General features: G+C 57.8%; 7 protein-coding genes, 1 tRNA gene and 2 rRNA genes (1 of these 10 only partly in view). 6 read left to right on the plus strand and 4 right to left on the minus strand.

Annotated features, from left to right (window positions below):
* Positions 1-37: 37 nt before the first annotated feature.
* Positions 38-361, minus strand: a complete 324-nt coding sequence (locus tag LVE68_RS03715) for an OadG family protein (RefSeq protein ID WP_233005694.1) — start codon at positions 359-361, stop codon at positions 38-40.
* 164 nt (positions 362-525) lie between these two features.
* Between LVE68_RS03715 and LVE68_RS03720 the strand changes: the two genes are divergently transcribed.
* The 4 genes from LVE68_RS03720 to LVE68_RS03735 all read left to right on the plus strand — a co-directional run bounded on the left by LVE68_RS03720 (position 526) and on the right by LVE68_RS03735 (position 6,494).
* Positions 526-1,530, plus strand: coding sequence for a tRNA dihydrouridine synthase (locus LVE68_RS03720; protein ID WP_233005695.1), 1,005 nt, complete (start codon positions 526-528; stop codon positions 1,528-1,530).
* Between the two features lie 218 nt (positions 1,531-1,748).
* Positions 1,749-3,800 carry an NAD-dependent DNA ligase LigA gene (gene ligA / locus LVE68_RS03725; RefSeq protein WP_233005696.1) on the plus strand — a complete coding sequence of 684 codons (2,052 nt, stop codon included), beginning with the start codon at positions 1,749-1,751 and terminating at the stop codon, positions 3,798-3,800.
* Positions 3,801-3,938: 138 nt separating this feature from the next.
* Positions 3,939-5,657, plus strand: coding sequence for a DNA polymerase/3'-5' exonuclease PolX (gene polX, locus LVE68_RS03730; RefSeq protein ID WP_233005697.1), 1,719 nt, complete (start codon positions 3,939-3,941; stop codon positions 5,655-5,657).
* Between the two features lie 51 nt (positions 5,658-5,708).
* Positions 5,709-6,494, plus strand: coding sequence for an Fpg/Nei family DNA glycosylase (locus LVE68_RS03735; RefSeq protein ID WP_233005698.1), 786 nt, complete (start codon positions 5,709-5,711; stop codon positions 6,492-6,494).
* A 24-nt stretch (positions 6,495-6,518) separates the two neighbouring features.
* Here the strand turns inward: LVE68_RS03735 and ftsH are convergent, their stop codons facing one another.
* On the minus strand, positions 6,519-8,420 hold the full coding sequence (gene ftsH, locus LVE68_RS03740) for an ATP-dependent zinc metalloprotease FtsH (RefSeq protein WP_233005699.1): 1,902 nt from the start codon (positions 8,418-8,420) through the stop codon (positions 6,519-6,521).
* Between the two features lie 327 nt (positions 8,421-8,747).
* Between ftsH and LVE68_RS03745 the strand changes: the two genes are divergently transcribed.
* Together LVE68_RS03745 and LVE68_RS03750 are read left to right on the plus strand one after the other, a co-directional pair.
* A tRNA-Arg gene (locus LVE68_RS03745) sits at positions 8,748-8,824 on the plus strand.
* Between the two features lie 786 nt (positions 8,825-9,610).
* Positions 9,611-10,327, plus strand: a complete 717-nt coding sequence (locus LVE68_RS03750; protein WP_233005700.1) for a hypothetical protein — start codon at positions 9,611-9,613, stop codon at positions 10,325-10,327.
* A 400-nt stretch (positions 10,328-10,727) separates the two neighbouring features.
* On the opposite strand, the gene rrf is transcribed toward LVE68_RS03750, so the two are convergent.
* Both rrf and LVE68_RS03760 read right to left on the minus strand, forming a co-directional pair.
* Positions 10,728-10,843: ribosomal RNA gene (gene rrf / locus LVE68_RS03755) — 5S ribosomal RNA — on the minus strand.
* A 200-nt stretch (positions 10,844-11,043) separates the two neighbouring features.
* Positions 11,044-12,723 (minus strand): 23S ribosomal RNA (locus tag LVE68_RS03760); it runs 1,201 nt beyond the window's last position.

Consider the following 12,723-nt stretch of genomic DNA (forward strand, 5'->3'; position numbering starts at 1 on the left):
TATTCGGGTTTATCTGGCAGTCGCTTGAAAAATAAGATCAGCGGCGTTTGCGATGCTGATCAATGGCGGCCTTGATAATTGCGCGAAGGCGCGCATCGTCGGTGGCGGGACTGCCGGCAGCGGGAGCGACGGGCTCCGCTTCGGGAAAGTTACGGATAATAATGCGGGACATGATACTGGTGCCGATCACCAGCAGAAGCAGGAATGTAAAAACAATTCCCATACCGAACAGTGTGATGTCCAGTCCCTGTTGCAATAGCGTTTCTTCCACGCTTGCCCCCTGATTTCCACTTTGGCGGGCGCTATTATCAATACAACAACCTTTTAAAATCAAATACTTATTAGTTACAGCCGCAACCATGAATTACATCCCGGAAGACACGCAAACCGCACCCACAAACTGCCTTAAATGACATTACGCACTTTTAATTAGTAGACGCGTCATAGCACTGGTAAAATAGCCGGAAACCACCCCACGGCCTGCCATGGGGATGAATTGCATCACCAAGCTGGCACCGCAGAATCATGACCGATAAGTCCCACAAACACACCCCGCTGATATACCAGGCTCCCATGGAAGGCGTTATCGACCATCACGTCCGGGCCCTGCTGTCCGGGATTGGTGGCGTGGATATCTGCGTGACCGAATTCGTCCGTGTGACCCATACGCGCCTGCCACGCAAGGTCTTTACCCGGCTTTGCCCTGAACTGGCAGCCGGTGCCCGGACCCGCCACGGTGTACCGGTGCGGCTGCAGCTGCTCGGCGGCAACCCGGAATCGATGGCCCTGAATGCCTCCCGCGCTGTGGCTTCCGGTGCCCGGGCCATCGACCTGAACTTCGGCTGCCCGGCCAAGTCGGTCAACAACAGTGACGGTGGCGCCTGCCTGTTACAGAGTCCGCACCGGGTCGAGAGTATCGTGGCGGCCGTACGAGACGCCGTCCCCGCTGAGATACCGGTCACTGCAAAGATCCGCCTGGGATACCAGGACCGCTCCAGCTACATGGACAATGCCCGCGCCGCGGAAAACGGAGGCGCCTCCGAACTGGCCGTTCATGCCCGCTCCAAGGTAGACGGCTACCGTCCCCCGGCATACTGGGAATATATTGGTGAAATTCGTGAACAGCTGGCGATACCGGTCATTGCCAATGGCGATATCTGGACCGTGGCGGACTTCCAGCGCTGCCGGGAGGTCACAGGGTGTGACGCCTTTATGCTGGGTCGCAGCCTGCTGGCCCGGCCCGACCTGGCATTGCAGGTCAAGGCGCACTGCGCCGGACATGAATACACCCCCCTGCCCTGGGGCGAGGTCGTCCAGCTCCTGTGGAACTACTACCAGGCCACCCGCGACGAATACCCGGCCAAATACCTCGGCAACCGGGTCAAGCAGTGGCTGGCCTACCTGAAACTGGCCTACCCTGAGGCACAGGTCTTCTTTGATGGCTTCAAGCGCCTTCGCGACCAGGGGCCCATCGAACAGGCCTTTGCCGAAGAGCTCGCTGCCAGCATGGGAGAGACCGCGGCAGCCTAGTGGGCCGTAAGTATAGTTCGATCAAAGTTTGCTTCGCCAAATCGTCCGGCCCTGCGTTGAGAAACGCTTGAAGCAACGCTACTTTCCCAGCGCTTTCTCGCCTTGATCTGATCGCTTTGGCGGTGTGCCTTTATTACCGAACTTGACGAGCGTCCCACCAGCCAATCCACACCCAATAGCGGCCTGGCCGGTCCCCCGGCCCGGTATGCGAAAGTGACATGGATTTCACCAGCAAACCGGATACTGATTTCAGGCCAGTAGAGGGCCTCGATAAGGACGAGGCCTCCGAAGAGGCCCGCGCGTTACGCGAGGGCATCAACTACCACGACCACCTCTACTACGTTAAGGGCTCGCCGAAAATTTCGGACGCCGAGTACGACAAGCTGTTCGCACGACTGGAAGACCTCGAACAGGAATTCCCGGACCTGCGGACTGACGACTCCCCCACCCGGCGCGTGGGTGTCTCACCGGTCAGCAAACTGGAAAAGATCTCACACCGGAAGCCCCTGCTGAGCCTGCAGGCAAAACTGGATGCCGATGATGTCCGCACTTTCCTGGAATCGATCTGCAAGGCAGCAGACAGGAAATTCCCCCGCCTCATCCTGGAACCCAAGTTCGATGGCCTGTCGATCGAAGTCGTCTATCGCGAGGGCCAATTCGAACACGGCAGCACACGCGGCAACGGCGAAACCGGCGAAGATATATCCCACAACCTCAAGACGATTCGTACCCTGCCGCTGTCATTGCAGGATGTTGCACATGCCCCGGGCCTGCTGGCTGTTCGCGGTGAGGTCTATATGCGTAAAAAGGGCTTTACTGCATTGAACCGCCAGCGGGTGGAAAGTGGTGAAGAGCCCTTTGCCAATCCGCGCAATGCTGCAGCGGGGCTGATGCGCCAGTATGAATCCCGGCAGGCAGCCGGCAAGCCTGTCAGCGTGTTCTTTTACGAAATCCTCGAGATGGACGACGAGCGGCCGCAATCCCACCAGAAAGCGCTACAGAAACTCTCCGACTGGGGTCTCAGGACCAGCCCACTGAACAGGGCTGCCAGTTCGTTTGAGGAGGTCAGGGACTATCATGCGCAGTTGCAGGGAAAGCGGGACGAACTGGATTTCGAAATCGACGGCATTGTCATCAAGGTGGACCAGGTCGAGTTGCAGGAAAAACTGGGAAACCGCGACCGTAGCCCCCGCTGGGCGCTTGCGTGGAAATTCAAGCCCCGGGAGGAAACCACCACGGTCGAGGATATCGTCGTCCAGGTGGGTCGAACTGGCATGCTGACACCGGTAGCCCTGCTAACCCCGGTGGATGTGGGGGGCGTCACTGTCAGTCGCGCTACGCTCCACAATGAAGCCGAGGTCCGGCGTAAGGATATCCGGGTCGGTGACACCGTTCGTGTTATTCGCGCCGGCGATGTGATTCCGGAAATCGAAGAGCGAATAAAGCGTCCCGGAAAGAAACGCGCTGAGCCATTCAGCATGCCCGGGCACTGCCCATCCTGCGAAGCGCCAGTCTCCCGCGATGGCGCCTACTATCTCTGCACAGCGGGGCTCGCCTGCCCCGCCCAGCTACGGGGGAGAATTCAGCATTATGCCGGGCGGGACGCGATGGATATCGATCACCTGGGCGCAAAGGCGGCCAGACAGCTGGTTGAGCGCGGCCTGGTGCACAACCTTGCCGACCTCTATGGGCTTGCTGTGGAAGACCTGGAATCCCTGGAGGGGTTTGCCCGGCGCTCTGCGAAGCAATTGCATGACGCAATCCAGGCGGCCCACAAGGCCCGCCTGGACCGTTTCCTGTACGCATTGGGAATCCCCCTTGTCGGACAGCGGGTCGCGCGGCAACTGGCGCGGGAGTTCGGGAAACTGGACAAGGTCGCCTCCGCCAAAGAGGACGACATTTCAGTGATCGACGGTATCGGCAGCGAGATCGCAATGGCCACCACCGCCTTTTTCCACGACAGCCAAAACCGGCAAATCCTGCGGCGCCTGCAGCAGCAGGGAGTTGAGGTTACACCCATGCCACGGCGGGACAGGCAGCCCCTGGAAGGTAAGACTTTCGTCTTCAGCGGCGCCCTGGACAGGCTGACCCGGGACGAGGCCCGGGAGAGAGTCGAGGCACTGGGAGGCCGCGCCACGTCCAGCGTCAGTGGCGAGACCGACTACCTGGTAGTGGGTGAAAACCCGGGTAGCAAGCTGGACGAAGCCAAAGAACAGGGCGTGCCTTGCATCGACGAAGAGGAGTTTTTCAAGCTCATGGATGAAAGCTGAGCAGGCAGCAAGACACAGGCAATCACTCTTCTATAATCCCGTCTTAGCACCAGTATATCCGGGGAGTAGCAGCAACTGAGGGCCCTCCCTGAATCCGGCAGTGGCAGTATACCATTTGAAATCAACTGACCTCCCCAAATGACGGTTCATAACAGTGAGATCGCGGATTGCTTCGAGAAACTGGCAGACCTGCTGGAGATTGAGGGTGCCAACCAGTTCCGGGTGCGTGCCTACCGCAACGCCGCGGGCACCATCCGCGGCTACCCGAGAAGCATGTCGGACCTGCTCGATGACGGCGAGGACCTGAGCGAGCTACCGGATATCGGCGACGACCTCGCAGGGAAAATCAAGACGATTGTTGAAACCGGTGAACTTCCCCTTCTCAAGGAGGTGGAGGAGCGGACTCCGGAGGCCCTCAGTGAGCTGATGATGATCGAGGGCCTCGGGGCCAAAAAGGTCAAGGCGCTTCATGATGCACTCGCTATCAACAGCCTCAAGGACCTTGAGAGAGCTGCCGAGGCCGGCGAGATCCGGGAAGTGTCCGGATTTGGCGAAAAAAGTGAAGAAAAAATTCGTAGCCGCCTGGAAAAATATTCCGGTGAAGAGAAACGCACTCGCCTGATTGATGCGGAGGAAGTTGCCAGGCCACTGGTCCAATACCTGAAAGAGGCCGAGGGACTCAAGGATATCATTATTGCCGGGAGTTACCGGCGGCGAAAAGAGACGGTGGGCGACCTGGATATCCTGGTGACCGCAAAGCAGGACTCGTCGGTGATGGATCACTTTACCAGCTATGACGAAGTCAATGAGATCGACTCCAAGGGTAAAAAGCGCTCAACCGTGTTTCTTCGTTCCGGCATGCAGGTGGACCTGCGGGTCGTTCCCCAGGTCAGTTTCGGCGCGGCGCAGGTCTATTTCACCGGGTCCAAGTCCCACAACATTGCCCTGCGCAAGCTGGGAATCCGAAAAGGGTTCAAAGTCAATGAATACGGTGTATTCAAGGACGACGAGCGTATCTCGGGTAAAACGGAAAAAGCCGTCTATGAGAAGCTGGGACTGGAGTGGATTCCCCCGGAACTTAGGGAGGATCATGGGGAGCTTGAAGCCGCGCGAAAAGGAAAGTTGCCACAGCTCATTACCCTGGAAGACATCCGCGGCAACCTGCATGCCCATACCAGGGCCAGTGACGGCCATAACAGTTTGAAAGAAATGGCCGAGGCCGCCCGTGAACTCGGCTATGAGTATCTTGCGATTACCGATCACTCACAGCGATTGACTGTCGCCAATGGCCTCGACAAGAAACGGCTGCTGGCGCAGGTGCGGGAGATAGACAAGCTCAACGAAAAGCTCGACGGTATCGTGGTGCTGAAATCCAGTGAAGTGGACATTCTCGAAGATGGCTCCCTCGACCTGGAAGACACCGTTCTCAAAGAACTGGACTTTACCGTTTGCGCTATCCACCACAAATTTGACCTTTCCCGCAAAAAACAGACCGAGCGCATTCTTCGGGCCATGGATAACGACTACTTCAATATTCTCGCCCACCCGAGCGGCCGCCTGATCAATGAGCGATCCCCCTATGAGACGGACCTGGAGAAAATACTGGAGCGGGCGAAGGAACGGAATTGCATCCTGGAACTGAATGCACAACCCCAGCGCCTCGACCTTACCGACGAGGGCTGCCGGATGGCCAGGGAGCTGGGAGTGAAAATTTCAATTGCCACCGACGCCCACAGTACCTCTGACCTGCAGCATATGCGCTGCGGTGTCGACCAGGCGAGGCGGGGCTGGCTGGAAAAAGCCGATGTGGTCAATTGCCTGCCACTGGACAAGTTGATGAAGCTCTTCAGGCGCTGAGCGCCGGTACCTTGCCTCCGCCCGTCGTCATGCTACTGGACACGACCCCAGATGCCCGAACTTCCCGACGTTGAAACCTATAGACGCTACTTCGATGCCACTGCGCTACACCAGGTAATCCGACAAGTGCGCGTGCCCGGACCCGAGCTGCTGGTGGAAACAAGCCCCCAGGGACTGGGCCGCGCTCTGCACGGGGCCAGGTTCACGCAAACCGAACGCCACGGCAAGTATCTCTTCGCGCTGCTGGACTCGGGTAGCTGCCTGGTATTGCATTTCGGCATGAGTGGAAATCTGTCTTATTCAAAGTCGGTCAAGAGCCCGCCGCAATATACACAACTCGAGATCGACTTTGATAGTAATTACCGGCTGGCCTACCGCTGTCCGCGTAAACTGGGGCGTATTGCTCTCACCGGCTCGCCTGACGACTGGATCCGCGACCGGGACCTGGGGCCGGATGCCCTGCGGATCAGTGAGGAGGAATTTCTCGGGCGATCCCAAAAGCGCCACGGACAGGTGAAGCCCTGGCTGATGGACCAGCACCAGGTAGCCGGTATCGGCAATTATTACTCCGACGAAATCCTGTTCCAGTCCCGTATTCACCCCGCCAGGTCACTCGACGACCTTGACGAGAGCAATCGCAAGCGGGTATTCAGGGCGATGCGAACCGTACTGAAACAGGCAATCGACTGCGACGCAGAGCCAGCGGCCCTGCCACAATCATACCTGCTGCCTCACAGGCACCAGGATGGGCAATGCCCCCGATGTGGGCGGGACCTTGAAACGCAGGCGGTTGGCGGGCGCACCGCCTGGTACTGCCCGGGTTGCCAGCCGGGATGATGTTTTCCGGGATGTCCTGGAAATTCAGGTATCGTGTTGCCGGGCAGAGTGAATGATCGCCTGGATCTCCGCCGCTTCCAGGGTCTCCTTTTCCAGCAGCGCGCTGGCCAGGGCGTCGAGTTGGTTGCGGTGCTTTTCCAGCAGGTCCCGTACCTTTTTCTCAATCCCGGAGATCAACTCACCGACTTCCTCATCAATCACCTGCGCCGTGTGTTCACTGAAGTCCTTTTGCTGGGCAATCTCGCGTCCCAGGAAAACATGCTCTTCACCGCGGCGAAACGCTACCGGCCCCAACCGCTTGCTCATCCCCCACTGGCCCACCATATGCTGGGCGAGACTGGTGGCCTGCTTCAGGTCCGACTCCGCCCCGGAGCTTACCTCACCGAACACCACCTGCTCGGCCACGCGGCCTCCCAGCATCACACCGATCCGGTCATACAGGTAGCTGGCCCGCAGGCTGTGCCGTTCCTCCTCGGGAATCTGCTCGGTGGCCCCAAGGCTGCGCCCCCGGGGCACAATCGTAGCCTTGTCGAGCGGATCGGCATGGGGCAATAGGCTCGCCGCCAGGGCGTGGCCAGACTCATGATAGGCAATGAGTTCTTTCTCTTCCTCACTGATTACCATCTCCCGCTCACTGCCCAGAACGACCCGGTCGCGGGCCTTGAGCATGCGCTCCATATCGACTTCCGCGCGGTCATCCCGCCCCGCCAGCAGCGCGGCCTCATTGATCATGTTCTCCAGATCGGCGCCGGAAAACCCCACCGTCAGCGCTGCCAGGCGCTCCAGGTCTACATCCTCACCCAGCGGTGTATGGCGGGAATGGGTCTTGAGGATAGCGAGGCGCGCCTTCTTGTCCGGCAGGTCCACGGTGATCTTGCGATCGAAACGGCCCGGCCGCATCAGCGCCGCATCGAGCACATCCGGGCGGTTGGTGGCTGCGATGACCACCACTGCCTCGTGGGGATCAAAACCATCCATTTCACCGAGGATCTGGTTAAGTGTCTGTTCGCGCTCATCGTGGCCACCACCCAGCCCGGTCCCGCGGGCCCGCCCCACCGAATCGATCTCATCGATGAATATGATCGCCGGCGCCTCTTTCTTGGCACTGGCAAACATATCCCTGACCCGCGAGGCCCCGACGCCCACGAACATTTCAATAAACTCGGAACCGCTGATACTGAAGAAAGGTACGTCACTCTCCCCTGCCAGCGCCTTTGCCATCAGCGTCTTGCCAGTACCGGGAGGACCCATCAGCAGGATACCCTTGGGGATTTTTGCGCCAAGCTCCCGATAGTGCCCGGGATCCTTCAGGTAGTCTGCTATTTCGCGCAGGTCACGCTTGGCATTCTCCAGGCCCGCGACATCCTCGAAGGTCACATTTGATTCGCCACGTTCAAATCGCCGTGCCCGGGACTTTCCAAACCCGAAAGGACCCGTGGTGCCGCCCCCGCCGATTCTTGCCTGCATGGCCCGTCCGGCGAACCACAGCAGGCCGATAATCAGTAACAGTGGCATCAGGCTGATCAGGAGCGGCGTCCAGTTGTCACGCGGGACCGGCTCGGCATTGATCTCGACATTCCGGTCTTCGAGCAGTGGAATCAGGTCGGGGTCTTCCACAGGTGGCTTGGTGGTCCGGAACTCCACCGCGGCCCGATCCTCACCACGGGGCACCGGATAGGTATCAGCACCCACAAACCGGCCGGTGATCTGTTCACCACTGAGGGTGACACTTTCCACCTCCCCGGCCCTGACCTTCTCCTTGAACTCGGTATAGGAGAGCTTCTGGCCAGTCTCTTCCTGGCGGGAGGTCGTCCAGTAGGAAAAGGCCAGGAAGAGCAGGAGCATCCAGATCAGGTAGCCAGCAAGCGGAGACTGGGGCTGGCCTGTCGGCACGCGCTGTTTGTCTTGCTTTTGCTCGTCTGCCATACGAAATCCGCACTGCCTGCACAGCCGCCACAGGCGACAATTGAAGGGAGTACGGCGCCCCCCGGAACAGCGGGGCCCCGGCACTCTCCCCAGTATAGGTCCCGGCGCTATGCCCCACAGGCGGCCCATCACAACTATCTTGTAATAAGGGCTTGCAAACTCCCGCCCAGCAGGGCAGAATGCGCGCCCTATCGAGCTGAACCGGCAACCCCCGGGGAAGCGGCCGGCTCGGTAACTTGCGGATTTTTAAGGATTTTTTCTTAAAAATACTTAAAAAAAGAGTTGACGAAACAAACCCAACTCTCTAATATTCGCAACCACAACGACGCGCTCGTAGCTCAGCTGGATAGAGTACCTGGCTACGAACCAGGCGGTCGGAGGTTCGAATCCTCCCGAGCGCGCCATACAAAGAAAGCCCCTTCCGCAAGGATGGGGCTTTTTTTGTATGGCCCGTTTGTGGAGGTAAGAACCTCCGCAGGTTCGATCAACTCCGCCAGCGAGTTGAGACCGAGCAAAGCGAGCCCGGAGGGGCGAAACACGCCAAAACGTGTTTCGAGTCCATCCTCCCCCCTCTTCCCTGCACCGTCCTTCCCAAGCTCCCCGAACGGACGCGCAATTTGTATGGCAAGTTCGGGCGGTTGACGACAAATTTGTCTGGAACAAATTTGGACGCCGAAGGCGCCCACGGGGTGAGCGCCAGGGATGGCGCGAATCAACCTCCGCACGTTCGATCACCTCGCTCCAGCGAGTTGAGACCGAGCAAAGCGAGCCCGCAGGGGCGAACCACGCCAAAGCGTGTTTCGAGTCTATCCTCCCCCTCTTCCCTGCACCGTCCTTCCCAAGCTCCAGGAAAGGATGCGCCATTTATATGGCAAGTTCGGGCGGTTGACGACAAATTTGTCTGGAACAAATTTGGACGCCGAAGGCGCCCATGGGGTGAGCGCCAGGGATGGCGCGAATCAACCTCCGCAGGTTCGATCACCTCGCTCCAGCGAGTTAAGACCGCGCAACGCGCCCACGGGGCGAAACACGCCAGAGCGCGTTTCGAGTCCGCCCTCCCCTCTAACTATCACTACCATGCCCCCAGAGATCCACCACACAACTATCCAGAAGCGGAACCCACCACAAATGTCGCCCTCAAACTTAATTGAGGCAAGTACGCCCCCCTAGCACTCATGACAGGGAACGTTGTGGTAAGCAATCCATATCAGCACTTCTACAATCCCGGGTTCCTGCACGACCGGCGTCTCCTCGTCTCACTGGCGCTCGCCCTCAGCCTTCATAGCCTATTCATTGCCATACCCCTGCAACAGCAACAGCTGCTAAATAACAAGAGCATCCATGTAACCTTGACCCAACCTCCGGCCACAGGCTCAACAGGCACCGCTCAGCAGGATTCAGGAGCAAGGAAAGACAGGACGACAAAACACCCACCAGTAACCGCACCGAACGAGAACACCGAAAAGCCCGCTACCCCGGAAGCCCCCACAGACAGCCTCGAGCCCCGACAAGAAACACCAGCTCCTCCAGCCAGCAAAGACGCGGCAACCCAAAAGGCAACACAAAAGGTGGTGAGCGAGCCTGTGACGGCGGCGCCGGCTGAACAACCCACAACCGCCGACAGCCACCAGGGCGCCAAGACCAGGTCGACAGTTTTTGACCCACGCCTGGCCCGTCAGCTGGAACAGGAACGGAACAAGGTACAGAAATTCAAAAAGCCGGAAGCCGAGTTAATGACGGCAACTGGTACATTTATCCAGAATGGCAACTACTGTGCAGAGATCAGGAAGGTATTGGTCGGCGATGCTGATAGCTATATCTATCAGGACTTCAAAATAAAATGTACGAAACGGAGACGGCCCCAGGAGGATATAGACCGGCTGGCTGAAAAGTATGGGATTCCCTGAACAGAGCAACACAGCGAAGCTGTCCGGAGGGGTGGCGACAGGACGTGCCAAATAAAAAAGCCCTGACCGTGTTAGCGATCAGGGCTTTTGGGATAGAAGCCTGTATGCAGGGGCGATGGGCTGTTGAGTCGCCATCCCTGGCGCAGCTGCAGATTGTTCGATCTGGCCCCGGCCCGGCCATCCATGGCCGGTCGCTCAACCGTGCACGAAGCTGTGCTTCGTCTGCGCACGGTTTAGCCCTACTCTGATCGCGGCACATCCATGTGCCGCGCCCCTGCGGGCAGCCTGGGGCTGTCCAAATCGGCTGTCCTGCCGATTTGTCACAATGCTAGGCACCAGGTTATCGACAGGCATAAAAAAAGCCCTGACCGCGTTAGCGATCAGGGCTTTTGCAATTGAAGCCTGACGATGACCTACTCTCACATGGCGAATCACCACACTACCATCGGCGATGTTGCGTTTCACTTCTGAGTTCGGCAAGGGATCAGGTGGTTCCACAACTCTATGGTCGTCAGGCAAACTGGCTTGGGTTGGTGTCGGTCTTACGGGCTGTTTCTGTGCCCTGCGCTACCTGTTACCGCCGTTTGCATGATCTTCCGATCAACGGTAACCCCAAATAAGTCGGTGAAACATTCTGTAGTAATACACCGCAAGTCGTATGTCTCTTGCTCACAGTCCATCGGCTTGCGCCAATCGTCAGTAACCATCTCTGTTGTATGGTCAAGCCTCACGGGCAATTAGTACTGGTTAGCTCAACGCCTCACAACGCTTCCACACCCAGCCTATCAACCTGGTAGTCTTCCAGGGCCCTTTAGGGGACTCGAAGTCCCAGGGAGATCTCATCTTGAAGGAGGCTTCCCGCTTAGATGCTTTCAGCGGTTATCCCGTCCGAACATAGCTACCGGGCAATGCCACTGGCGTGACAACCCGAACACCAGAGGTTCGTTCACTCCGGTCCTCTCGTACTAGGAGCAACTCTTCTCAAATCTCCAACGCCCACGGCAGATAGGGACCGAACTGTCTCACGACGTTCTAAACCCAGCTCGCGTACCACTTTAAATGGCGAACAGCCATACCCTTGGGACCGGCTTCAGCCCCAGGATGTGATGAGCCGACATCGAGGTGCCAAACACCGCCGTCGATGTGAACTCTTGGGCGGTATCAGCCTGTTATCCCCGGAGTACCTTTTATCCGTTGAGCGACGACCCTTCCATACAGAATCGCCGGATCACTATGACCTACTTTCGTACCTGCTCGACATGTCTGTCTCGCAGTCAAGCGCACTTATACCATTATGCTCATTGCATGATTTCCGACCATGCTGAGTGCACCTTCGTACTCCTCCGTTACTCTTTGGGAGGAGACCGCCCCAGTCAAACTACCCACCATACACTGTCCCCGATCCAGATAATGGACCTGGGTTAGAACCTCAAACATACCAGGGTGGTATTTCAAGGACGGCTCCACTGCAACTAGCGTCACAGTTTCAAAGCCTCCCACCTATCCTACACAAGTAGGCTCAAAGTTCAGTGCAAAGCTGTAGTAAAGGTTCACGGGGTCTTTCCGTCTAGCCGCGGGTACACTGCATCTTAACAGCGATTTCAATTTCACTGAGTCTCTGGTGGAGACAGCGTGGCCATCGTTACGCCATTCGTGCAGGTCGGAACTTACCCGACAAGGAATTTCGCTACCTTAGGACCGTTATAGTTACGGCCGCCGTTTACCGGGGCTTCGATCAAGGGCTTCGCCGAAGCTAACCCCATCAATTAACCTTCCGGCACCGGGCAGGCGTCACACCCTATACGTCCACTTACGTGTTTGCAGAGTGCTATGTTTTTAATAAACAGTCGCAGCCACCTGGTCACTTCGACCGACCTCAGCTTAGGGAGCAAGTCCCATCACCAAAGCCGGCGTACCTTCTCCCGAAGTTACGGTACCATTTTGCCTAGTTCCTTCACCAGAGTTCTCTCAAGCGCCTTGGTATTCTCTACCTGACCACCTGTGTCGGTTTAGAGTACGGTTCGCAATTGCCTGAAGCTTAGAAGTTTTTCCTGGAAGCAGGGCATCAACCACTTCACCTACCTAAGTAGGCTTCGTCGTCAGCTCTCAGCCTTAGGGGTCCGGATTTGCCTAAACCCCCAGCCTACAGCCTTAAACATGGACAACCAATCGCCATGCTGGCCTAGCCTTCTCCGTCACTCCATCGCAGCAATTGCAAGTACAGGAATGTTAACCTGTTTCCCATCGACTACGGCTTTCGCCCTCGCCTTAGGGGCCGACTAACCCTGTCCCGATTAGCGTTGGACAGGAACCCTTGGTCTTCCGGCGGGGAGGTTTTTCACCTCCCTTATCGTTACTCATGTCAGCATTCGCACTTGTGATACCTCCAGCAAACC

It is taken from the genome of Microbulbifer sp. YPW16 (assembly GCF_021290385.1).
Taxonomy (GTDB): Bacteria; Pseudomonadota; Gammaproteobacteria; order Pseudomonadales; family Cellvibrionaceae; genus Microbulbifer; species Microbulbifer zhoushanensis.